The organism is Streptomyces sp. NPDC006510 (assembly GCF_040611955.1).
In the GTDB taxonomy this organism is placed as follows: Bacteria; Actinomycetota; Actinomycetes; order Streptomycetales; family Streptomycetaceae; genus Streptomyces.
In genome coordinates this window covers 12041-34267 of sequence record NZ_JBEXPH010000087.1, presented here as the reverse complement: position 1 = coordinate 34267, position 22227 = coordinate 12041, and the positions used below count along the sequence as shown (strand labels likewise).

At 70.8% G+C, this 22227-nt stretch carries 21 protein-coding genes and 1 pseudogene; 7 read left to right on the top strand and 15 right to left on the bottom strand.

The features are described from left to right. From ABZY11_RS24730 to ABZY11_RS24715, 4 genes are all read right to left on the bottom strand, one after another. Window positions 1–316, bottom strand: a 316-nt coding sequence (locus ABZY11_RS24730; RefSeq protein ID WP_356481249.1) for an FGGY family carbohydrate kinase, incomplete at its 3' end; no start/stop codon positions are given. 94 nt (window positions 317–410) lie between these two features. Further along, window positions 411–1865, bottom strand: a complete 1455-nt coding sequence (locus ABZY11_RS24725; protein WP_356481248.1) for an MFS transporter — start codon at window positions 1863–1865, stop codon at window positions 411–413. A gap of 309 nt (window positions 1866–2174) precedes the next feature. After that, window positions 2175–3728, bottom strand: coding sequence for an N-acetylmuramoyl-L-alanine amidase (locus ABZY11_RS24720; protein ID WP_356481247.1), 1554 nt, complete (start codon window positions 3726–3728; stop codon window positions 2175–2177). 221 nt (window positions 3729–3949) lie between these two features. Further along, window positions 3950–4666 carry a nitroreductase family protein gene (locus tag ABZY11_RS24715; protein WP_356481246.1) on the bottom strand — a complete coding sequence of 239 codons (717 nt, stop codon included), beginning with the start codon at window positions 4664–4666 and terminating at the stop codon, window positions 3950–3952. Between the two features lie 49 nt (window positions 4667–4715). On the opposite strand from ABZY11_RS24715, the pseudogene ABZY11_RS24710 reads away from it, so the two are divergent. Both ABZY11_RS24710 and ABZY11_RS24705 read left to right on the top strand, forming a co-directional pair. Continuing rightward, window positions 4716–5122 (top strand): annotated as a pseudogene (locus ABZY11_RS24710) (alpha/beta hydrolase); the annotation flags it as partial. A gap of 117 nt (window positions 5123–5239) precedes the next feature. Further along, window positions 5240–6067: a metalloregulator ArsR/SmtB family transcription factor gene (locus ABZY11_RS24705; RefSeq protein ID WP_356481245.1), complete on the top strand. Its 828-nt coding sequence runs from the start codon at window positions 5240–5242 to the stop codon at window positions 6065–6067. A gap of 43 nt (window positions 6068–6110) precedes the next feature. Here ABZY11_RS24705 and ABZY11_RS24700 read toward each other — a convergent pair whose 3' ends face one another. Both ABZY11_RS24700 and ABZY11_RS24695 read right to left on the bottom strand, forming a co-directional pair. Next, on the bottom strand, window positions 6111–6479 hold the full coding sequence (locus ABZY11_RS24700) for a nuclear transport factor 2 family protein (RefSeq protein WP_356481244.1): 369 nt from the start codon (window positions 6477–6479) through the stop codon (window positions 6111–6113). Between the two features lie 156 nt (window positions 6480–6635). Next, window positions 6636–7088 (bottom strand): DUF5709 domain-containing protein, encoded by a 453-nt coding sequence (locus ABZY11_RS24695; protein WP_356481243.1) that lies wholly within the window; start codon window positions 7086–7088, stop codon window positions 6636–6638. 244 nt (window positions 7089–7332) lie between these two features. Here ABZY11_RS24695 and ABZY11_RS24690 point away from each other — a divergent pair, with 244 nt between their 5' ends. Continuing rightward, window positions 7333–7563, top strand: coding sequence for a DUF6296 family protein (locus ABZY11_RS24690; RefSeq protein WP_356481242.1), 231 nt, complete (start codon window positions 7333–7335; stop codon window positions 7561–7563). Between the two features lie 55 nt (window positions 7564–7618). Here the strand turns inward: ABZY11_RS24690 and ABZY11_RS24685 are convergent, their stop codons facing one another. Continuing rightward, a complete protein-coding gene (locus ABZY11_RS24685) occupies window positions 7619–8044 on the bottom strand; it encodes a cold shock domain-containing protein (RefSeq protein WP_356481241.1) in 426 nt (141 codons plus the stop codon). Then, entirely contained in the window at window positions 7971–8699 is a 729-nt protein-coding gene (locus ABZY11_RS24680) for a DMT family transporter (RefSeq protein WP_356481240.1), read from the bottom strand. The genes ABZY11_RS24685 and ABZY11_RS24680 overlap by 74 nt, the downstream gene beginning before the upstream one ends. 131 nt (window positions 8700–8830) lie before the next feature. Between ABZY11_RS24680 and ABZY11_RS24675 the strand changes: the two genes are divergently transcribed. Continuing rightward, on the top strand, window positions 8831–9985 hold the full coding sequence (locus ABZY11_RS24675) for a winged helix DNA-binding domain-containing protein (protein ID WP_356481239.1): 1155 nt from the start codon (window positions 8831–8833) through the stop codon (window positions 9983–9985). A 61-nt stretch (window positions 9986–10046) separates the two neighbouring features. Here the strand turns inward: ABZY11_RS24675 and ABZY11_RS24670 are convergent, their stop codons facing one another. Continuing rightward, complete coding sequence (locus ABZY11_RS24670; protein ID WP_356481238.1) at window positions 10047–10892, bottom strand: helix-turn-helix transcriptional regulator; 846 nt, start codon at window positions 10890–10892, stop codon at window positions 10047–10049. A gap of 121 nt (window positions 10893–11013) precedes the next feature. On the opposite strand from ABZY11_RS24670, the gene ABZY11_RS24665 reads away from it, so the two are divergent. Together ABZY11_RS24665 and ABZY11_RS24660 are read left to right on the top strand one after the other, a co-directional pair. Further along, a complete protein-coding gene (locus ABZY11_RS24665; protein ID WP_356481237.1) occupies window positions 11014–12690 on the top strand; it encodes an AMP-binding protein in 1677 nt (558 codons plus the stop codon). Further along, window positions 12687–14294: an AMP-binding protein gene (locus tag ABZY11_RS24660; RefSeq protein ID WP_356481236.1), complete on the top strand. Its 1608-nt coding sequence runs from the start codon at window positions 12687–12689 to the stop codon at window positions 14292–14294. Before ABZY11_RS24665 ends, ABZY11_RS24660 begins: the two co-directional genes overlap by 4 nt. Before the next feature lie 22 nt (window positions 14295–14316). Here the strand turns inward: ABZY11_RS24660 and ABZY11_RS24655 are convergent, their stop codons facing one another. From ABZY11_RS24655 to ABZY11_RS24645, 3 genes are all read right to left on the bottom strand, one after another. Beyond that, window positions 14317–14535 (bottom strand): hypothetical protein, encoded by a 219-nt coding sequence (locus ABZY11_RS24655; RefSeq protein WP_356481235.1) that lies wholly within the window; start codon window positions 14533–14535, stop codon window positions 14317–14319. A 77-nt stretch (window positions 14536–14612) separates the two neighbouring features. Beyond that, complete coding sequence (locus ABZY11_RS24650) at window positions 14613–15167, bottom strand: GNAT family N-acetyltransferase (RefSeq protein WP_356481234.1); 555 nt, start codon at window positions 15165–15167, stop codon at window positions 14613–14615. Window positions 15168–15359: 192 nt separating this feature from the next. Then, window positions 15360–16088 carry a hypothetical protein gene (locus ABZY11_RS24645; RefSeq protein ID WP_356481250.1) on the bottom strand — a complete coding sequence of 243 codons (729 nt, stop codon included), beginning with the start codon at window positions 16086–16088 and terminating at the stop codon, window positions 15360–15362. 328 nt (window positions 16089–16416) lie between these two features. Here ABZY11_RS24645 and gcl point away from each other — a divergent pair, with 328 nt between their 5' ends. After that, the gene (gcl, locus tag ABZY11_RS24640; RefSeq protein ID WP_356481233.1) at window positions 16417–18192 is read left to right on the top strand and encodes a glyoxylate carboligase; all 1776 of its coding nucleotides are present in this window, start codon (window positions 16417–16419) and stop codon (window positions 18190–18192) included. 467 nt (window positions 18193–18659) lie between these two features. Here gcl and ABZY11_RS24635 read toward each other — a convergent pair whose 3' ends face one another. The 3 genes from ABZY11_RS24635 to ABZY11_RS24625 all read right to left on the bottom strand — a co-directional run bounded on the left by ABZY11_RS24635 (window position 18660) and on the right by ABZY11_RS24625 (window position 22103). Next, complete coding sequence (locus tag ABZY11_RS24635) at window positions 18660–20117, bottom strand: catalase (protein WP_356481232.1); 1458 nt, start codon at window positions 20115–20117, stop codon at window positions 18660–18662. A gap of 199 nt (window positions 20118–20316) precedes the next feature. Then, window positions 20317–21216 (bottom strand): 2-hydroxy-3-oxopropionate reductase, encoded by a 900-nt coding sequence (locus ABZY11_RS24630; protein ID WP_356481231.1) that lies wholly within the window; start codon window positions 21214–21216, stop codon window positions 20317–20319. Then, window positions 21213–22103 carry a TIM barrel protein gene (locus ABZY11_RS24625; protein ID WP_356481230.1) on the bottom strand — a complete coding sequence of 297 codons (891 nt, stop codon included), beginning with the start codon at window positions 22101–22103 and terminating at the stop codon, window positions 21213–21215. The genes ABZY11_RS24630 and ABZY11_RS24625 overlap by 4 nt, the downstream gene beginning before the upstream one ends. Between the last annotated feature and the right edge of the window lie 124 nt (window positions 22104–22227).

Genomic DNA, 22227 nt, shown 5'->3' with positions numbered 1-22227 from the left:
GCAGCGGCCGCCCGGTCACCCGGTCCCACAGCATCGCGGTCGCCCGCTGGGTGGAGAGCGCCACCGCGGTGATCTCGATGCCCTCCTCACGGGCCCGGCCGACGGCCCGGCGCGCCACCTCGATGGTGGCGGTCCAGATCTCCATCGGGTCCTGCTCGACCGAGAGGTCGTCCGGATGGCTGACCTTGATCGACCGGTAGAACACCTCGTGGGTGGCGCCGGAGTCGAGGACGACTCCGGCCCGGGTGCCCGTGGTGCCCTCGTCGATGGACAGCACACCGCGCCGTGGGGCGGCGCCGGGGAACGTCTGCGTCATTGCGGCCCTTTCATTGCGAGCATCGCGAGCGAGCTGTGCGGAGGGGGAGAGAGGGGAGGGGACCATCGTGTGGTGCGACAGGCCCGGCGGCCGGTCAGCGCGCGGTCACGGACTCCGCGGATTCCGGCGAGCCGGTCCGCGTGCCGGCGGCGGCCCGGTCCTGCCCGGCGAGCTCGTCGGGGGACGCGGCCTTCGTCGGGTCCCACTTGATCGCCAGGCAGGTGATCAGGCCGAGCAGCGGCACGACGGAGAGCACCAGGAAGGTGTCGGCGAGCCCCAGCGAGTCCTTGATCTGCGGGAACACGTACAGCCCGACGACACTGCCGAAGCTGCCGACCATCCCGGTGACACCGGTGCCGAGCGCCCGGACATCGCTGCTGTACGAGAGCGCGGCGATGGACTTGCCGTTGGCACCGGGGCCCGCGGAGTGGCAGAGGATGAACAGCACCGGCAGCAGGAACGCCACGGCCGTGGGCACCTTCTCGAAGGTCAGCCCCATCGCCAGCAGCGCCACGAAGACCCCGGCGAAGCCGGCCGCGGAGCTGAGCCGCAGTCCCAGCCGGCGGCCGAAGTAGGCGGAGAGGAGTCCGCCAGCGATACCGAAGGCGTTGAAGACCATCGAGCCGATCGTCGCCTTCTCGAAGCTCTCGCCGAAGATCGTCAGGCTGATCAGCGGGAGGTACCAGCCGACCGCGAAGTACTGCATCGACTGCCCGAGCGAGATGACCGAGGACAGCACCGTGCGCGGCAGGTACTCGCCCTTGAAGAGCAGCCCGGCCTGACGGAAACCGATGGCGGGCGCCTCGGTGGCGGCACGGGTCGCCTCGTCGGGCTTCCCGGCGACGGCCTTGATGTTGTAGATCCGGTCCAGGTTGACGACGGCCTCGTCCAGCCGGCCCTTGCTCGCCAGCCAGGTGGGGCTCTCCCGCAGCATCAGCCACTGGCCCAGCAGCAGGGCGCCGGCCACGACCGCGGCCGAGCCGACCGACCAGCGCCAGATGTCCGCGCCGACGTCCAGGTTGAAGAAGAACAGGGCGAGCGCGAGGTTGCTGGTGGTGGCGACGTACCAGACGGCCTGCCACAGGTTCAGCCGGCCGCCCAGCTTCGCGGGCGTGTACTCGGCGAGCAGTGCCATGGCGACGGCGAAGTCGATGCCGTACGCGACCCCCACCAGGACCCGGCCGAACCAGACGACCGTGAAGTCACCGGCGAAGGCGGCCAGCAGGGCGCCCGCGATGGCGAACACCTTGGCGATGAGCAGCGGGGGAACACGGCCGATCCGGGTGGCGAGCCAGCCGCCGACCGGGTTGAAGATGATCGCCAGGGCCGGAGCGGTGGCCGTGAGGATCGAGACCTGGGTGCTGGTGAGCTCCATCTGGGACGTCATCGGTCCCAGACCGGCGCTCAGCGCGGCATTCGAATAGGCGTCGAGAAACAGCCCGCCGAACACGAGAAACCAGATGACCTGCGCCCGGCCGGTGATCTTTCCCAGCCCATCGATGAGCGCAACGACGTCGGCGACGCCTTTGACGCTCGGACGTTGTGCCATGAATCCGCCTTCGAGGAAGACCCATCGGCGGCACGGGGAGCACAAAAAAACAGGCATGACGAAACCACCGACAGGTGGTCTATGTCTGTGCCTGTCAAAACACTGCGGAAAGCGCCGCAGCACGTGAACTGCAAGGAATGCGAACTACGCAGTGAGGTTAAGAACGAGCCAGGAGAAACGTCAAGGGTTTCCGGCAGGTTACTTGAACGTGACATGGGGCCGGGGAGCAGGGCCGTTGCCACGCGAAGGGTGCGAGCGGGGCGGAGCGCGCGACCCGCACGCGCTCCGCCCCGCTCGTGGAGACGGGTGTCAGCGCCCCGTCTGCAGCGCCGTCCAGGTGTCCGGCCCCACGATGCCGTCGGCGTTCAGCCCCCGGCTCGTCTGATAGCTGCGCACCGCCGTCACCGTCGCCGGGCCGAAGCTGCCGTCGACGCCGACCGTCGAGCCGAGCGCAGCGGTCAGCGAGCGCTGGAGCCGCTTCACCCCATCGCCCGAGGCTCCCTGCTGGAGGCTCGGCGTCGCACCGGCCGACAGCAGCGCGGTCCAGGTCCTGGCTCCCACCACGCCGTCGGCGTCCAGCCCGCGCGCCGCCTGATACGCCGTCACCGCGGTCTTGGTGGCCGGACCGAAGCTGCCGTCCACCGTGCCCGCCGCATAGCCCTGGTCGTTCAGCAGCTGCTGGACCGCCTTGACCTGCGCGCCCGTCGAGCCGTTCTGCTGGGTCGCGTACGAGGTGAAGCTCAGCCCGTCGCCGTTGTTGCCGCCGCCGCTGTCCCCGCCGACCAGCTCCATGTAGCGGTTCCAGTCCCAGTTGGGCCCCGGGTCGGTGTGGTCGTTGCCGGGGGCCTCGCTGTGCCCGATGATGTGCGCCCGGTCCTTCGGGATCCCGTAGCGGTCGCACAGGGACTTGGTCAGGGCCGCCGACGACCGGTACATCGCGTCGGTGAACCAGGACGGGTCGTCGACGAACCCCTCGTGCTCGATGCCGAGCGCCGAGGCGTTGGCGCTCCTGGCGTGGTACGCGGTGTCGCTGTCGCGGACCGTCTGGGTGATCTCGCCGTCCGAGGAGCGCACCACGTAGTGGGCGCTCACCTCCGCGGTCGGGTTCTGGAACCAGCTGATCGAGCCCGCGTACGAGCCCTGCGTGACATGGACGACCACCTTGTCGATCTTCGCCGAGCGACCCGCCGTGAAGTTGTTCGGGTCGGCCGGCACCCACAGCGCCGACGGGTAGTCCGGGCTCTGGGCGTGTGCGTCGGTGGCGGAGAGCGAACCCTTCTGCGGGGCGACCGGACGGCTGGTCACCGTGATCCGCTCGCCGCCGGCGGCGACCGCGTCGAGCCCGGCGGCCAGGAAGGTGTAGACGGTGTCGGCGTACAGGGCGGCGGAGGTGCTCTGCGCGCCGCCGTACTCGGCGACGGCCGGGTACCAGGCGTCGATGTCGTCGCGGTCCCGGGCGTCGAGGCCGAGCTTGTCCGCGTAGCTGCGCAGCACCGCCGCGCCGCCCAGGATGTTGGCCCCGGTGTCGGTGCGGAGCTCGGCGAGCGACTTGCCGGTGAGGGCTGCCGCCCGCTCCAGCGTCCGCTTCGAGGGGTTGCTCACCAGGTGCATCACGCCATAGCCATTGGCCTGGCTGGGGCGCCCGGAGTGGCTGTCGAGCCGGGTCTCGCCGTACCCGATGGCGGCGAGCAGATCGCGCGGTACGTCGAACTCGGCGGCGGCTCGTGCGAACGCCCGGTTCATCGGGTGTCCGTCGTCCGGCGCGGCGAAGGCCGGTGTGCCGGTCACGGTGAGGACGGTGGCGGTGAGGGCCGCCAGGACGGTGGCGCGGCCCTTTGTGTGGGCGGCGGCGCGGCTGGGCATACCTGCTCCTGCTCGGTGGGGGGAGAAGAAACGGCCCCCGGGCCCGAGTGGGGTGGGCCGAGGGCCGCGAAGCCCGCTCAGCGTATCCAGCTGTCCAGGGCATGACAATCATCTAGCGGTGTGTCGAATTCCCTTTCACTCCAACGGAGTTGAGTTGGCGGCCGGGCGCCTGCCCGGTGGACGGACGGACCGTCACCGGGCAGGGCGGCAGCGGGCCCGGGCTACCAGCGGTCGCGGTGGATGACGTCCGCCACCGGGCGGCGCCGAACCGGGCCGAAGTTGCCCTGCGGCCATCCCACCGGAACGGCGGCGTAGGTGTGCATGTCCTCGGGGATGCCGAGGGCTTCCTTCCACTCCTGTTCCAGCATCAGATGCCAGATGGTGATGTTCGCCGCGAGCCCCAGGGCCCGCGCGGCGAGCAGGATGTTCTGTACGCCCGGGTAGACGCAGGATCCCTCGGCGAGCGCCTGGAAGCGCGTCTGGGTGTTCATCATGTGCTCGGTCGCGGCCGGGCCGAGCGCCTGCGCCGAGGCCAGCAGCCCCTCCTCGTCCAGGCGCGGCTCGGGGAACCGGTAGCAGGGCACGATCAGTGCGGGGGTGTCGGCGAAATGGTCGCGCTGGTACTCGATCGCGGCGACCATCCGGCCGTACGCCGCGTCGTCCATGCCCTTCGGCGCGTACTTCCCGGTCGTCGCCAGATAGGCGTCCACGCACCGTTTCCACAGCGGCGCCAGACGGGCCATCACCTCGCGGTCGGTCACCACGACGTACTCGTAACACTGCATGTTGCCGCCGCTGGGACCCCAGACGGCGGCCTGTATGAGCTGCGCCAGCGTCTCGTCCGGCACCGGATCCGGCTTCAGGCGGCGCATCGCGCGCATGGTGGACATCGTCGGGAAGAGTGCGGGCCCGTCGGCATGGGTCGTGTCGATCGTCATGATCGCGGAGTGTACGGGCCGGCCATCGGCGGCGGGAGGCCCGACGGTGGTCCACCGCGGCGAGTTGGCGCGGCGCCAGGTGAGGCGTTCGTTCCTGCACGCCCTCACCCACTCCCCGCACACCGCACAGTCGCTGCACCGACACTGGGCCACCGGCCGGACTTCTCCGGCGGACTGGCCGGCGTCCGGGCCCTGGTCTTCGCGGGCGAGCACGACACGGTGACCTCGCCCGAGCGGCAGCGCGCGTTCGCCGCCACGATCGAGGGCAGCAGGTCCGTCACGATCGGGGAGTCCGACCACTGGGTCGTCCTGCAGCGTCCGGACGACGTCGCGGACCTCGCGGCCCGCTTCTTCACCGACCGCCCGCTGGAGCCGGCCCCCGGGCTCGCGGCGCTCCCGGCGCAGTCGCGGGCTCCGGGGTCACCGGCCGGCCGGGACTTCGCCGACACCCCGTAGGGCCCGTCCGGACCCGGGGCCGGGTCCGGCGTGGCTCCGGTCGCCGGGCAACCGTCCGGTTGCCTACGGTGGAGGTGTACCTCGTGGACGCCTCCGGGTGCCCGGGAGCGGAGGGCGGTGGCGGCCGTGGCGGAGATGGACGCGATATTCAGGGCGCTCGCCGACCCGAGCCGTCGTGAGCTGCTCGACCGGCTCGGCGCGCGCGGCGGCCAGACCGTGCGCGAGCTGGGCGAGGGCCTGGACATGAGCCGGCAGGCGGTGAGCAAGCACCTGGCGGTACTGGAGTCGGCACTCCTGGTCACCGTGGTGCGCCGGGGCCGGAAGAAGCTGCACTACCTCGACCCGGTGCCGCTCCAGGACCTGACCGGCCGCTGGACCGGCCGGTACGGACACCACCGCCCGGCCGCGCGGCCCCGCCGCAGGCAGACTCCGGAAGGAATGGTCATGGACAAGGCCGAATTCGTCTACGTCATCTACATCCAGACCACCGCCGAGCAGCTCTATCAGGCGCTGACCGACCCCGAATCCATCAAGATCTACATGGGCGGCTACGGCCCCGACTCGACCTGGGAGGCCGGCGCGCCGGTCCGCTGGAAGATGGACCCGGACGGCGATTTCGAGGAGGTCGGCCAGCGGGTCCTGGAGGCGGACCCCGGCAAGCGGCTCTCGTACACCTGGCACACCCTGCAGCCCATGCACCGCCAGATGTTCGACTTCGCCTCGGACGAGGAGTGGGAGAAGGCGGTCCAGGAGCGGTCGAAGGTCGCCTTCGACATCGAGCCGGCCGAGGAACCCGAGATGGGCATCAAGCTGACGCTCACCCATGACGGGTTCGACAGCCCCGACAGCAGGATGCTGGAGGGCGTGAGCGGCGGCTGGGTCGTGATCCTCTCGACGCTCAAGACCCTGCTGGAGGGCGGGAAGTTCCTCGACGAGCCGGCCTGACGGCGGGGCGGTGCGGGGCAGGGCCCGCCCGCCCGGCGGATGCTCAGGCGCCGGGCACCCGGTCGAGGAAACCGCTGACCGAGGCGATGCGTCCGTCCTCGGCGAGGGTGATCACGTCCGATCCGGCGGCGGGCACCGAGCCGTCGGCGGTGGAGACCAGGTCCCAGCTGAACCGCACGATGTCGTGGTGTCCGTCCGGCGCGCCGTTGAGCTGGAACTCGAAGCCGGGGAACTGCTGATGGGCGCCGGTGATCGCGGCCGCGAGCCCTTCGTGGCCACGCACATCGGCCAGCGGGTCGGTGTAGGTGGCGTTCTCGGTGAAGGCGGCCGCGACGGCCTTCTCCAACTCTTCGGCGGTGGTCGCGTTCCAGGCGGCGAAGTAGCGCTGAACGGCGTCGTCGTATGCGGTCATCGTGCTGTCCTCTCCTCGCGTCCCGGCCTCCTGGCCGGGCTCCCGTGTGCTGGTGAGGAACACGATGTCCGATGGCTGTGAAGGCGTCGATTACCCCCGGGGTCATGGTCCGGGCGGGCTCCGCGCGAGGGTGTCGGGATCGACGGGGCCGCCGTCTCAGCCCTGGCCGTCCGACACCACATGCATGGCGGCCTCCTCGGCCGATGCCCCGGCCCCGTCGATCCCGACGTCCTCGCCCGCCATGGTGTCCGGCTCGTCGATGTCCAGCTGCCGGGTGAGCCGGCCGGCGCGTACGGTACCGACCTCCGAGTCCCAGAGCTCGCCGTCACCGTCGGGCAGATCCCCCAGGCCGTCGCCGGCGGTGTCGGGGGAGTCGGGGAGTTCGCGGGCCAGGCGGCCGTCCAGGGACTCACCGTCGTGCTGTTCGGCGGCGGTGGTGCCCCGGTCCTCCACCGCCCAGGGACGCTCGGGCGGGGAGTACCCCTCGTCGAGTGCGTCGGTCAGCCCCCGGTTGTCCAGGGTGTCCTCGATGTCGAGCTGCTCGGCCAGGTCCGAGGCCTCCGGCTGCTGGGGCTGGTAGACATCGTCTCCCCTGTCGGCATCCATCATGGCGTGTCCCTTCCCGGTTTCGGGGATCCCGGGCGTGCATGCCGTGCACACGACTCGGGAGAAAGGGGGTTGTTCATGCGGTATGCACCCGAGTGCCGTCGAACCGCCCGTATGGCTTCAGGATAAGTGGCCCGGGCATGACCCCGCAGCCGTGGGCCGCTGCTCGGGCGCCGCGGGCCGGTCGGAGGGACGATGGAGATGCGGGCGGAACATCCCCCTGCCCCGTCCGCAACGGAGAACGGTCATGGATTACCCGGAGAGCTACCAGTTGGTATTTCAGGCGTCCGCGGTGGAGGACGACACGGTGACCGTGCGGCGCACGGCACAGTCGGGGGCGGGGGGTTACCCGATCTACGAGGACGAGACCGGAATCGTGCGCGCGGAGATCAGCGACCAGGGCGAGGTGCGCATGCTGGCCACCGGCGGACACCAGGTGCTCGGCACCCCGCTGGTGGTGCGGGAGCCGAGCGGCTGAACGCTCCGGTGACCGCCCACGCGGGCGGACGCGGTCGGTTCCAGGACGACCGCCGTCAGCCCTCGGTCCAACCGTGGTTCTTGGCGAACTGCAGCAACCCGCGCCGGATCTGCAGGATCTGAGCACCCGTCAGTGACGGTGCGGACTCCAGCAGTACGTCGGTCACGTCCCTGGTGTACTCGGCGGCGCTGAGCACATCGCACAGGGTGTCGTCGTCGGCCGCCCCGGAAGCGGTGACGGTCACGGGCCTCGGCGGAGTCAGCGGCTTCCCGTCGGGCCCCTCGGCGAGCCGGACGGACGAGGCCTTCAGCCCGCGGTCACCGTCCTCGATCTCGAACTCGACCGCCGTACCCGTGTGTACGTAGGACTCGGGGATCAGCATGTCGTTCACATGGAGAAAGACATCCTCACCCCCGTGATCGGGAGCGATGAAGCCGTATCCCCGAGCTCCGTCGAACCGCACAACGCGACCAGAAACCACACCGACCCCCAGATGAAGAACCGGGCCCCTTGCCCGTACGCCCACATGGCTCGACCGGAGAATAGCCTTGAGCGGTCGGGCGGCGCGACCCGATCGGGAGCAATCGCCCCTTGGCGTCCTTCATGAGCGCGGCGGTCAGGGCGTACCCGCACGCCGCGGCGAGGCCGAGCAGCGCGCCCCGGGGGTTGCCGCGGCTGCTCAGGGCCGCCCCGATCAGCGCCGCCTCGAAGAGCCCGGTCAGGATCAGCGTGGGGAACCAGGCCGCTCCGTGCACGGTTGCGCTGCCGCCGCCGGGAGCTGCGGAGGTCATGCCCAGGGCCAGCCCGACGGTGACGGCCAGCACCCCGTACCAGACCCGGCGGGGCAGCCGGACGCGCAGGACGAACGCGGCCATCAGCAGCGTGGCGGGCAGCTCGATCACAAAGATCGGCTGGATCACGGCGATCGGTCCGGTGGCCAGCGCCACCGCCTGGCAGACGGCCGCGACGATCACCAGTCCGATGCCGGCGAGCCACAGCCGCTGGCGCACCAGATGCCCGATCAGTGACAGGTGCATCGCCGCGCTGTCGGGGACGGTGCGGGCGGCACGGCGCTGCGGTACGGAGGCGGCCCCGTTGCTGAGTGCGGTGAGGACGGCGAACAGGACACTGATCACCGACCCATGATGCGGGCGGTCGTCCCGCGATCCCGGGTCCTGCGACGCGGCGGCACGGCGGGGCGTACGGACCGGAGCGCATACCGCGATGAGGACCGAAGCTGTCCGCAAGCTCGCCTAGTGTGCAGCCCATGGCCGCCAAGAGGAACTCCGCCGCATCCGCCGTGCTTTCCCCCCGCGCGCTGAACCGCGCCACGCTGGCGCGCCAGCTGCTGCTGCGCCGCACCGCGATGTCGGCGAAGGACGCCGTGGAGCATCTGGCCGGCCTCCAGGCACAGAACACCAAGCCGCCCTACTACCAGCTCTGCGCCCGCCTCGAAGGCTTCGATCCCGCCGAGCTCGCCGGGCTGATGGAGTCCCGCGAGGTGGTCCGTATGGTCACCATGCGCTCCACCATCCACACGCACACCGCAGCCGACGCGCTCACCCTGCGCCCGCTCGTCCAGGCGGCCCGCGACCGGGAGCTCAACACCTTCCGCAAGGGGCTCGTCGGAGTGGACCGGGACCGGCTCCGGTCGGTCGCCAGGGAGTTCGTCGAGGAGCGGCCCCGTACACCCAAGGAGATCCGCGAGGCACTGCTCGCCGAGTGGCCCGACGCGGACCCGCAGTCCCTGGGCGTGGCCGCGCGCTGCCTGCTGCCGCTGGTCCAGGTGACCCCGCGCGGGGTGTGGGGGAGGAGCGGTCAGGTCGCGCTGACCACCGCCGAGCACTGGCTCGGCGCCCCGTCGCAGCCGGCTCCCGCGCCCGATGCCACGGTGCTGCGTTACCTCGGCGCCTTCGGGCCGGCCTCGGTGCGGGACATGCAGGCATGGGCCGGGCTGACCCGGCTGCGGGAGGTGTTCGAGCGGCTGCGGCCGCAGCTGGTCACCTTCCGGGACGAGAACGGGGTCGAGCTGTTCGACCTGCCGGATGCCCCGCGCCCGGACGAGGACACCCCGGCCCCGCCGCGCTTCCTGCCCGAGTTCGACAATGTGCTGCTCGGCCACGCGGACCGTACCCGGGTGATCCCGCCGCAATACCACGGGCGCAACGGGAACGGCAATCAGGCGTACGGCACGGTGCTCGTCGACGGGTTCCTCGCCGCGGTCTGGCGGCCGGGCGACGGCGCCGCGCCGGGTTCCGGGGCGGCGGCACTCACCGTGCAGCCGCTCGGTGGGCTGGGCCGGGCCGAGCGCGACGCGGTCACGGAAGAGGCCGTACGGATGCTCTCCACCATGACGCCGACGGCGGGCGGCACCGACGGCTACGACATCCGGTTCGCGACGTTCATCGACTTCGGGCAGTGAGCGGAGCGGCTTCGGGCGAGGTGGCAGTGAGCGGCGAGACCCGGGCAGGGAGCGGCGTCATCTACGGCAGCAGCCCCGCGCGCCGGGCCGCCACCACCGCCTCCAGACGGGTGTGCGCCCCCAGCCTGCGCATTGCCGAACGCAGATAGCCCTTCACCGTCTCCGGCCGCAGCCCGAGCCGCTCCGCCGCCACCGCGTTCGTCGCCCCCGCCGCCACGCAGGCCAGCACGTCCAGCTCGCGCGGCGCCAGCTGCACCACCCCGCAGGGCTTCGGCGTGCGGACCCCGGCCGCCGAGGCGAGGAGCCCGCACACCGCGAGCAGCTCGTCGCGCAGCGCCGGGTCGACCACCTTCGGGACCAGGGCCCGCAGCTCGCGATGGGCCTCGCGGACGTCCTCCCACGCCTCCGGGGCCGCCCTCGGGTCCGTGACCTGCTCCCGGGTCACGGCCAGCAGCTGCTGCACCTCGTCCCGGACGACCAGGGCCTGCTCCACATCGCGGGCGGCGGCGACCGCGGCGTCGAACGTGCGGTCGCCGAGCGTGACCGGCTCCCGCAACGCCCCGTACAGCACGCCGCGCACCTTGCGCCGTACGACGACGGGCACCGCGACGACCGAACGCAGGCCCTCTGCCGCGACCGCCATGTCGTACTCGTGGCTGATGTGGCGCGAGGAGCGGTAGTCGGTCACGGCACACGGCCGGGAGAGGGCGATCGCCTTGCCGCCGAGCCCGCTGCCCGCCGAGATGACGAGCCCGCGCAGCACGGCGGTCTGCGCCCCGTTCAGCTCGGCGATCCGGGCATGGCGGGCATCCGCGAGCAGCCCCCCGAAGGCCACGGGCAGCCCGCTTGTCCGGCGCAGCCGCAGCAGGGCCGCTTGCATCTCGACCGCATCGACGGATTCCGGCACGCTGACGCCTTTCTGCCCTTCGGTGGCCCAGCCTGCCGTACCCCCGTTCGGGGGTGGTGAGACCTGGGTCACTGTTTACATGATGTTAAACGACCGGTCGGGTCCGCAATGAGGAGGGCACATGTCGGCAACCAGTGCGACGGAAACGTTCCGGGCCGCCCGGGACTTTCTGCTGAAGCACCGCGAGGACTACCTCGCGGCCTACGAGGGCTTCAGCTGGCCCCGGACCGACCATTTCAACTGGGCGCTCGACTGGTTCGACGTCATCGCCGAGAACAACGACCGCACCGCCCTGCACATCGTGGAGGAGGACGGCAGCCGCACCGAGGCGTCGTTCGCCCGGATGTCCGCCCGCTCCAACCAGGCCGCGAACTGGCTGCGCGCCCAGGGCGTGCGCGCCGGGGACCGGATCCTCGTCATGCTCGGCAACCAGGTCGAGCTGTGGGAGACGGCCCTCGCCGCGATGAAGCTGCGCGCCGTCGTCATCCCCGCCACCCCGCTCCTCGGCCCGGTCGACCTGCGCGACCGGGTGGAGCGCGGCCGGGTCCGGCACGTCCTGGTACGGGACACCGACACCGCCAAGTTCGACGAGGTGCCCGGCGACTACACCCGGATCTCCGTCGGCGCGGACGTGCCCGGCTGGCTGTCGTACACCGGCGCCGACGAGCAGCCGGAGACCTTCGAGGCGGACCGGGAGACCGACGCCGACGAGCCGCTGATGCTCTACTTCACCTCCGGTACGACCGCCAGCCCCAAGCTCGTCGAGCACACCCATGTCTCCTACCCCATGGGTCACTTGTCGACGATGTACTGGATCGGCCTCAAGCCCGGGGACGTCCACCTCAACATCTCCTCACCCGGCTGGGCCAAGCACGCCTGGTCGAACCTCTTCGCACCCTGGAGCGCCGAGGCGACCGTCTTCATCTTCAACTACACCCGCTTCGACGCCGGCCGGCTGATGGCCGAGATGGACCGCTCGGGCGTCACCAGCTTCTGCGCCCCGCCCACCGTCTGGCGGATGCTGATCCAGGCCGACCTCTCCCAGCTGAAGACCCCGCCGCGCGAGGTCGTCGCGGCCGGTGAGCCGCTGAACCCGGAGGTCATCGAGACGGTGCGGCGCGTCTGGGGCGTCACCATCCGGGACGGCTTCGGCCAGACCGAGACCTCCGTGCAGGTCGCCAACAGCCCGGGCCAGCTGCTCAAGGCCGGTTCGATGGGGCGGCCCAGTCCCGGTTTCAAGGTCGAACTCCTCGACCCGGTCACCGGTGAGCCCGGCGCGGTCGAGGGCGAGATCTCCCTCGATTTGTCGGACCGCCCGGTGGGACTGATGACGGGCTACCACGGCGACCCGGAGCGGACCGCCGAAGCCATGGCGGGCGGCTACTACCGCACCGGCGACATCGGCTCGCGCGACGCGGACGGCTACATCACCTACGTCGGCCGCGCCGACGACGTCTTCAAGGCCTCCGACTACAAGATCTCGCCGTTCGAGCTGGAGAGCGCCCTGCTGGAGCACGAGGCGGTCGCCGAGGCGGCGGTCGTCCCCGCCCCCGACCCGGTCCGGCTCTCCGTTCCCAAGGCGTACGTCGTGCTCGCGGAGGGCTGGGAGCCCGGCCCGGACACGGCGAAGGTGCTGTTCGAGCACTCCCGGGCGGTCCTCGCCCCGTACAAGCGGATCCGCAAGCTGGAGTTCGCCGACCTGCCCAAGACCGTCTCCGGCAAGATCCGCCGCATCGAACTGCGCGAGCGCACCGCCAAGGGCACCGGCACCGAGTACGACGAGGGGAACCTGCGATGAGCGAGCTCTCCTACGCGCACGGCACCGGCACCACGCCGCTCCTCGGCGACACCATTGCACGCAATCTCGACCGCGCGATCGAGGCGTTCGGCGACCGCGAGGCACTCGTGGACGTCACGTCCGGGCGACGCTGGACCTACACCGAATTCGGCGCCGCGGTCGACGAACTGGCCCGCGCCCTGATGGCGTCGGGGGTGGCCAAGGGCGACCGGGTCGGGATCTGGGCGGTCAACTGCCCGGAGTGGGTGCTCGTGCAGTACGCCACCGCCCGCATCGGCGCCATCATGGTCAACATCAACCCGGCGTACCGCGCGCACGAGCTGGAGTACGTGCTGAAGCAGGCCGGGATCTCGCTCCTGGTCTCCTCGCTCTCGCACCGCACCAGCGACTACCGCGCCCTGGTCGGCCAGGTCCGCGCCGACTGCCCCGCGCTGCGCGCCGTGCACTACATCGGCGACCCGTCCTGGGACGAATTGCTGGCCGCTGCCGGATCCGTGACGGCGGACCAACTCGCCGTGCGGGAAGCCGAGTTGTCCTGCGACGACCCGATCAACATCCAGTACACCTCCGGCACCACCGGCTTCCCGAAGGGGGCCACCCTCTCCCACCACAACATCCTCAACAACGGTTATTTCGTGGGGGAGCTGGTTGCCTACACGGAACAGGACCGGGTCTGTCTGCCGGTCCCCTTCTACCACTGCTTCGGCATGGTCATGGGGAACCTGGGCATCACCTCGCACGGCGCCTGCATCGTGATCCCGGCCCCCGCCTTCGAGGCCGCCGCCGTGCTCGCCGCCGTGCAGCAGGAGCGCTGCACCTCGCTCTACGGCGTCCCCACCATGTTCATCGCGGAGCTGAACCTCCCGGACTTCGCCTCGTACGACCTCTCCTCGCTGCGCACCGGCATCATGGCCGGATCGCCCTGCCCGGTCGAGGTGATGAAGCGGGTCGTCGCCGAGATGCACATGGACGAGGTGTCCATCTGCTATGGCATGACGGAGACCTCGCCGGTCTCCACCCAGACCCGCCGCGACGACGACCTGGAGCGCCGCACCGGAACCGTCGGCCGCGTGATGCCGCACATCGAGGTCAAGGTCGTCGACCCGGTGACCGGGGTGACACTGGAGCGTGGCGAGGCGGGCGAACTGCGCACCCGCGGCTACAGCGTGATGCTCGGGTACTGGGAGGAGCCCGAGCGGACCGCGGAAGCCATCGACGCCGGGCGCTGGATGCACACCGGTGACCTCGCGGTGATGCGCGAGGACGGCTACGTGGAGATCGTCGGCCGGATCAAGGACATGATCATCCGCGGCGGCGAGAACGTGTATCCGCGGGAGATCGAGGAATTCCTCTACGGCCACCCGAAGATCGCGGATGTGCAGGTGGTGGGCGTGCCGGACGACACCTACGGCGAGGAGATCCTGGCCTGTGTCATCCCGAGGGACCCGGCGGACCCGCCGACCCTGGACGACGTGACGGCCTACTGCCGCGAGCAGTTGGCGCACTACAAGATCCCGCGGCGGCTGCAGATCCTGGAGACCTTCCCGATGACGGTCAGCGGGAAGGTCCGGAAGATCGAACTGCGGGCGGGCTACGGACGGTAGGACCCGATCGCCCCGGGCGTCGTCAGGCGGCCTCGATGATGTCGCCGGTGACGCCCCGGGTCGCGGCCGCCCATTCGATCAGGAGCACCTCGTAGGCGGCGGACTCCACGGAGGACCAGTCCTGGCCGGCTCGCGCGTCCACGAACGCCCGTATCGCCTCGTTCGCCTGGGCGGCGGACGGGGGCGTCGGCCGGTTCGTGCGCGGCCGTTCGTCAGGTGTGTTCCGTGGAGTTAAAGCCATGAGCACTACTTTAAGGCCCACCACTGACAGCGGGCCGAACATTTGTGGCCCCCTGGCCCGAACGTGACCGATTGCACTCACTGTTGCCGGTCGGCTCCGGTGAGCTGCCGGATGTGCCCGGTACCCGGGAGTTCGCGCCGCATGCAGACCCTCGGCCAGTGGTCGAGGCCGTGTTCGGCCTCCTGCGCCCTGATCTTCCGCAGCCCGTCGGTGAGTTCGGAATCGTCCAGGGCGCGGAAGCCGAGACGGGCGTAGTACGGCGCGTTCCAGGGGACGTGGGAGAAGGTCGTGAGGGTGAGCGCGCCCAGGCCGTGCTCGCCCGCCCAGCCGGCGAGATGGTCGATGAGTGTGCTGCCCAGGCCGCGCCGTGCGACGGACGGGTGCACGGAGACCTGCTCGATATGGGCCGCCCCGTCGACCTGGTCGGCGATCAGATAGGCGACCGGGCGGTCCTCGGCGTCCGTGGCCACCCAGGCCCGGCCGGCCCGGCGGTAGTCGTCCAGCAGGGCGAGCGGCGGAGGATCGTCGTCCGCGACGGCGGACATGCCGAGGGTGCGGAACGGTTCGCCGGCGGCGCGCTCGATGTCCTGAAGCAGCGGGAGGTCACAGCGGCGGGCGGTACGGATGCGCATACGGCAAGTATGTCGCCCCGGACGCCGCTCAGAGCCTGTCGGGTGACCTCGGATCGGATGGCGGACGCGGTCTGGTGCGTGCGATTCCAAGGCGGAGGAGGGAGTCGACGCGGAGCGTTGGCGACCGACGACAACGCGGGAAGCGTGCGTGCCAGGGCGTGGCCGCCCGGTCGGAGGTCACCCGACAGGCTCTCAGGCCCCGGTGCTGAGCAGCTCGTCGGCAGGGCTGTTGACCGGTCGCGGCGTGCCCGCCGGATCGATGACGAAGAGCGGCATGCCCAGACCCTCCGCGCGCGCCGCGGCGTCCGGCGCGTACCCGGAGAGCGAGAAGAAGACGCTGGTGGCCGATGCCCTGAGCGCGTTCAGCCAGAGGCACTCGACATCGCGCAGGGTGGTCGGGCGGGTGACCGTGTCGACCTGGGCCAGCAGCCCGGCGGCCCGCAGATCGATCCGGGCGGGGGAGGGCTCCGCTGCCCGCACGACATCGCGGTAGCCCAGCCAGCTCAGATACCGGGCCGCGGTCGCGAGCGCCCCGCCCGCGCCGTGGACGGCGACGGCCCGGAACGGGGGCCGGGGTGCCGGGGCCGTGCGCGGCAGCGGGATGTGCGAGGGTCCGGCAAGTTGGGGCCCGTCCTCGGGCGCGGGATCGTCGCCGGGCGCCGCCACCGGCCGGACCGGGACGCGCAGCACCGCCCCGCACGGGCAGCACAGCTCGGGCTGCGGCCACTGGTCCTGGCGCCCGCAGTCCGGACAGCGCACCGTCACCCAGTCGTCGTCCCAGGTGCGGTGGGTGATCGGCACGACCGGGGAGCCGGGCAGCACGGGCGGGGTGGTCGGCGCCCCGCAGGGGCAGGGGTAGACCGGCGGGCTGTACGTGTGGTCGCGGCGGCAGGCCGGGCAGTGTACCGGCACCGACTCCACCATGATCTCCTTCCGGCCCCGGGCGTGCCCAGCCGACGGGTGCTGCCCCGGCGCACCGAAACGCGCCCGCGCCGGCCACTACGGGCCGGCTCCGCTCAGAACCCCCATCGTCCACCAAGAGCGACGTCCTGGGGAGTGACTTCGCGTACTTCGCGGACGGGCGCGCGCACATCGGCTCCGTGCTCCGTCTCTTGACGGTCACCGGAGCGCACCTTAGATTGACTTCCGTATAACAGAATCAGATTTCCGTAATGCGGAATTGGTGCTCTCAGGTGGCGCGACAGAGCCCGACTCCACCAGGTCCGAGCAGGAGCACTCAATGCCTCGAATGACCGCTGCCCGAGCGGCAGTTGAGATCCTCAAGCGCGAAGGCGTCAGCAACGCGTTCGGTGTGCCGGGCGCGGCGATCAACCCCTTCTACGCGGCCCTCAAGGCATCCGGCGGGGTTCACCACACGCTCGCCCGTCATGTCGAGGGCGCCTCTCACATGGCGGAGGGCTACACCCGGGCGCGCCCGGGCAACATCGGCGTCTGCATCGGTACGTCGGGGCCGGCCGGCACCGACATGATCACCGGCCTCTACTCGGCCATCGCCGACTCCATCCCGATCCTCTGCATCACCGGCCAGGCCCCCACCGCGGTGCTCCACAAGGAGGACTTCCAGGCGGTCGACATCGCCTCGATCGCGGCGCCCGTCACCAAGGCCGCGACGACCGTCCTCGAAGCCGCCCAGGTCCCCGGTGTCTTCCAGCGGGCCTTCCACCTGATGCGTACCGGCCGTCCCGGTCCGGTCCTCATCGACCTGCCCATCGACGTGCAGCTCACCGAGATCGAGTTCGACCCCGATCTGTACGAGCCGCTGCCGGTGCACAGGCCCGCCGCGACCCGCAAGCAGATCGAGCGGGCCCTGGAGATGCTGAATGCCTCCGAGTGCCCGCTGATCGTCGCCGGCGGTGGCGTCATCAACGCCAACGCGTCCGAACTCCTCGTCGAATTCGCCGAGTTGACGGGTATCCCCGTCGTCCCGACCCTGATGGGCTGGGGCGTCATCGCCGACGACCACGAGCTGAACGCGGGCATGGTCGGCCTGCAGACCTCGCACCGCTACGGCAACGCGAACTTCCTGGAGTCCGACTTCGTCCTCGGCATCGGCAACCGCTGGGCCAACCGCCACACCGGCAGGCTGGACGTGTACACGCAGGGCCGCAAGTTCGTCCACGTGGACATCGAGCCCACCCAGCTCGGCAGGATCTTCGCCCCCGATCTCGGCATCGCCTCCGACGCCAAGGCGGCGCTGGAGCTGTTCGTCGAGGTGGCGCGGGAGCTGAAGGCGGCGGGGAAGCTCAAGGACCGCTCGCAGTGGGCCGCGTCCACCCAGGAGCGCCGGGCGACCCTCCAGCGCCGCACGCACTTCGACAACGTGCCGCTGAAGCCGCAGCGGGTGTACGAGGAGATGAACCGGGCGTTCGGCCCCGAGACCCGGTACGTCACCACGATCGGCCTCTCCCAGATCGCCGGCGCGCAGATGCTGCACGTCTACCGGCCGCGCCACTGGATCAACTGCGGCCAGGCGGGCCCGCTCGGCTGGACCGTCCCGGCCGCGCTGGGCGTCGCGACGGCCGACCCGGACGGCTCCGTCGTCGCGCTCTCGGGCGACTACGACTTCCAGTTCATGCTGGAGGAGCTGGCCGTCGGCGCGCAGCACCGCATCCCGTACGTCCATGTCCTGGTGAACAACTCCTACCTGGGGCTGATCCGCCAGGCGCAGCGCAACTTCGACATCGACTTCCAGGTCAACCTGGAGTTCGAGAACCTCAACTCGCCGGAGCTCGGCGTGTACGGCGTCGACCACGTCAAGGTCGTCGAGGGTCTGGGCTGCAAGGCGATCCGCGTCACCGAGCCGGACCAGCTGCTGCCGGCCCTCGAGGAGGCCAAGAAGCTGGCCGCGGAGTTCCGGGTGCCGGTGGTGGTCGAGGCGATCCTGGAGCGCGTGACGAACATCGCGATGAGCGGTACGGACATCGCGTCCGTCAACGAGTTCGAGGACATCGCGACGGAGCCGGCCCACGCGCCGACCGCGATCCACCCGCTGTCGAAGGCCTGACCTCCCGCACATCGGCCCATGGCCCCCGCATCCCGGAAGCAACGGGGTGCGGGGGTCACTGCGTTGTTCCCGGCGGGCCGTTGTGTTGTGGTCCCCGGCGGTTCGTGCGGCACGTCCTCGGCGGTTCGTGCGGCACGTCCTCGCCCAGGTCGTGCGGCACGTCCTCGGTCGGGCCGGGGCCGGACCCGATGCTGCCGCCTGCCCCGGCCCGCCTGCTTCCGGACAGGCGGAAGGGCGTGGAGCACGGGACCGTATCCGTACTCCACGCCCTGGCCGAAGGGAATGACGGGGGCCGCGGCGGCGGCGATCGGGCCGGTAGGCCTCGTCCTCTTCAGGTCGGAGAACGAGGAGGTGTACCAGGCCTCACCACCGCACTGGCATCGCGCAACCGCCGCGGCCTCGTCCTGCCCGCGCCGCGTGACACCCCTCATACGGGTACACGGCGCGAGCAGGGCTCGATGGGAGGCTCAGTCCTCGCGCAGGGCGCGGACCGCCTCCTCCACGCGCTTGCCGTAGCCGGCGTCGGCGGCGTGGAAGTGGGCGAGGTTCTTCTCGATCACGTCGTCGCGGGACACCTGGGAGAGGCCCCCGGCGATGTTCGCGACCAGACGGCCCTTCTCGTCCTCGGGCATGAGCCGGTACAGCTCGCCCGCCTGGAAGAAGTCGTCGTCCTTGGTGTGGGCGGGCGCCGCGTGGGTGCCGGTCCAGCCGTGGATCGCGAGCGGGGCGGAGAGCGCCGCGTCGGTCTGGGCGGGGCCCGCGTACGAGTTGGGCTCGTAGTTCTTGTCGTGGCGCGCACCGTTGCGGGTGGCGTGCAGCCCGTCGCGGCCGTAGTTGTCGACGACCGCGGTGCGCGGCGCGTTCACCGGGAGCTGGGTGTGGTTGACGCCCAGCCGGTAGCGGTGCGCGTCCGCGTAGGCGAACAGCCGGCCCTGGAGCATCTTGTCCGGCGAAGGACCGATGCCGGGCACGAAGTTGTTCGGCGAGAACGCGGCCTGCTCGACCTCGGCGAAGACATTGTCCGGGTTGCGGTCCAGGACCAGCCGGCCCACCCGCTGGAGCGGGTAGTCGCTGTGCGGCCACACCTTGGTCAGGTCGAACGGGTTGAACCGGTAGGCCGCGGCCTCGGCGGCCGGCATGACCTGCACGTGCAGCGTCCAGGACGGGTTCACCCCGCGCTCGATGGCCTGGAGCAGGTCCGTCTGGTGCGAGTTGCCGTCCCTGCCCGCGAGTTCGGCGGCCTGCTCGCTGGAGAGGGACCGCACGCCCTGGTTCGTCTTGAAGTGGTACTTGACGAAGAAGGCCTCGCCCCCGGCGTTCGTCCACTGGTAGGTGTGCGAGCCGTAGCCGTTCATGTGACGGTACGAGGCGGGGATGCCGCGGTCACCCATCAGCCAGGTGACCTGGTGCGTCGCCTCGGGGGCGTGGGCCCAGAAGTCCCAGACGTTGTCCGGCTCCTGACGGCCCGTGAACGGGTCGCGCTTCTGCGAGTGGATGAAGTCGGGGAACTTGATCGGGTCCTTGATGAAGAACACCGGGGTGTTGTTGCCGACCAGGTCGTAATTGCCCTCGTCCGTATAGAACTTGAGGGCGAAGCCGCGTGGGTCGCGCACCGCGTCCGCGCCGCCCAGCGAGTCGGCGACGGTCGAGAAGCGGATGAACGTCTCGGTGCGCTTGCCGACCTCGGAGAGGAAGTCGGCCCGGGTGAAGGCGGTGACGTCGTCGGTCACTTCGAAGTAGCCGTACGCGCCGGAGCCGCGTGCGTGGACCACGCGCTCCGGAATGCGCTCGCGGTTGAAGCGGGCCAGCTTCTCCAGCAGGTGCTGGTCCTGGAGGAGGATCGGGCCACCGACACCGGCGGTGGCGGAGTTCTGGTTGTCGGCGACCGGGGCGCCTGACTCGGTCGTAAGCACACGCTGCGTCATGGTGTCGGGGCGACCTTCCGTACGGGAGCTGCTGAACTGCGACGGCTCGGGGCTCCAGGAGCGTAAGTACGCCCCGAACCCAGCGTCAACAGTTTGTTGAATTTGGTGGCTGGTGTTCCGGACGGCACCGACGCCTGGGCGCGACAGGACAGGTGTCAGCGCCGACGCCGTCCGGAAGTCTCTGGGGTGCCGGGCCCGGTCAGGCCTGGACGGGCTGACCCGACAGGCGCTCGACCGCGCGCAGCAGTGCCGAGTGGTCCAGGCCGCCGTCGCCCTGCGCGCGCAGCGAGGCGACGAGCTGGGCGACCACGGTGCCGACGGGCAGCGCGGCACCGACATTGCGGGCGGCGTCCGTGACGATGCCCATGTCCTTGTGGTGCAGGTCGATCCGGAAGCCCGGCGCGAAGTCCCGCTTGAGGAAGTTGTCCTTCTTGCGGGTCAGCACGGTCGAGCCGGCCAGCCCGCCGCCCAGCACGTCCAGCGCGGCGGCGAGGTCGACGTGCGACTTCTCCAGGAAGACGACGGCCTCGGCGCACGCCTGGATGTTGACCGCGACGATCAGCTGGTTCGCGGCCTTCACCGTCTGGCCGGAGCCGTGCGGACCGCACAGCACGATGGTCCTGCCCAGCGCCCGGAGGATCGGCTGGGCCGCGTCGAAGTCGGTCTGCTCGCCGCCGACCATGATCGACAGCACCGCCTCGATTGCGCCGGCCTCGCCGCCGGAGACCGGGGCGTCGAGCACCCGGATGCCCTTGTCCTTCGCGTTCTTCGCGAGGTCCACGGAGGTCTGCGGGGTGATCGACGACATGTCGATCAGCAGCGCGCCGCGCTTCGCGTTCTCCAGGATGCCGTCGGGGCCGTAGGCGATGGCCTCGACCTGCGGGGAGGCGGGCACCATCGTGATGACGACATCGGCGTCCCGGACCGCCTCGGCGATCGAGCCCGCGCCGGTGCCGCCGGCCGCGACCAGCCGGTCGATCTTCGCCTGCTCCAGGGTGTGACCGGTGACGTCGTACCCGGCCTCGATCAGGTTCTCGGACATGGGGGAGCCCATGATGCCGAGTCCGATCCACGCAACCTCGGGGAGGTTGTTGCTCATGAGGGTGCCTTCCGATAAGCGTGTGTACGAGGGGGAGTTCGCCGCCCTCGGCGGGCGGCCCGCGCGGTGGTCGGGAGCCACTCGAAGGCCTCGGCGCTCGGCCGGTCGCCCGGCTTGTACTCCAGGCCGACCCAGCCGTCGTAACCGGCCTTCGTCAGCTCGTCGAGGAGCTGCTCCAGCGGGAGCGAGCCGGTGCCGGGCGCGCCGCGCCCCGGGTTGTCGGCGATCTGGACGTGGCCGGTCTTCCCGGTGTGGGCCGTGATGACCTGGCCGAGGTCCTCGCCGTTCATCGACAGGTGGTAGAGGTCCAGCAGGAACTTCGCGTTCCCGAGGCCGGTCGCCGCGTTGACCTTGTCGACGATCTCGATCCCGGCCGGTGCGCTCACCAGGGGGTAGCGCGGCGACTCCGGCCTGTTGAGGGTCTCGATCAGGAGTACCGCCCCGATCCGGTCTGCCGCACGGGCGGCGGTCACCAGATTCTCCAGGGCGAGTTCGTCCTGCGCGGCCGGGGCCACGCCGTCGACTCGGTTGCCGTACAGCGCGTTGAGCGCCTTGCAGCCGACCGAGGCGGCGAAGCCGGCCGCCACATCGATATTGGCGCGGAAGCGGTCCGACTCCGTGCCCGGCACGGAGAGCGCGCCGCGGTCGGGGCCGGGCAGCTGTCCCGCGTAGAAGTTCAGTCCCACCAACTGCGTGCCCGCGTCGTCGAGCGCCTTCTTGAGGGCGTCGAGCTCGGCCTGCGGCGGAGTGGGGGTCTCGATCCAGGGCCACCACAGCTCGACCGCCGTGAAGCCGGCCGCGGCGGCGGCCGCGGGACGCTCCAGGAGCGGGAGTTCCGTGAAGAGGATCGAAAGGTTCACATCGAAGCGCTGGTCCGGGTAGCCCATGAGGGTTCGGCGCTCCTTCCGTATTGCGGAAGTTGGTTTCTACGTAACGGAAGGTTGCCCGGGGCTGCGGAAGCTGTCAAGGGGGTGCCCGGAATTCGGGGCGGGTGCCTTCGTGCGGGTTGCA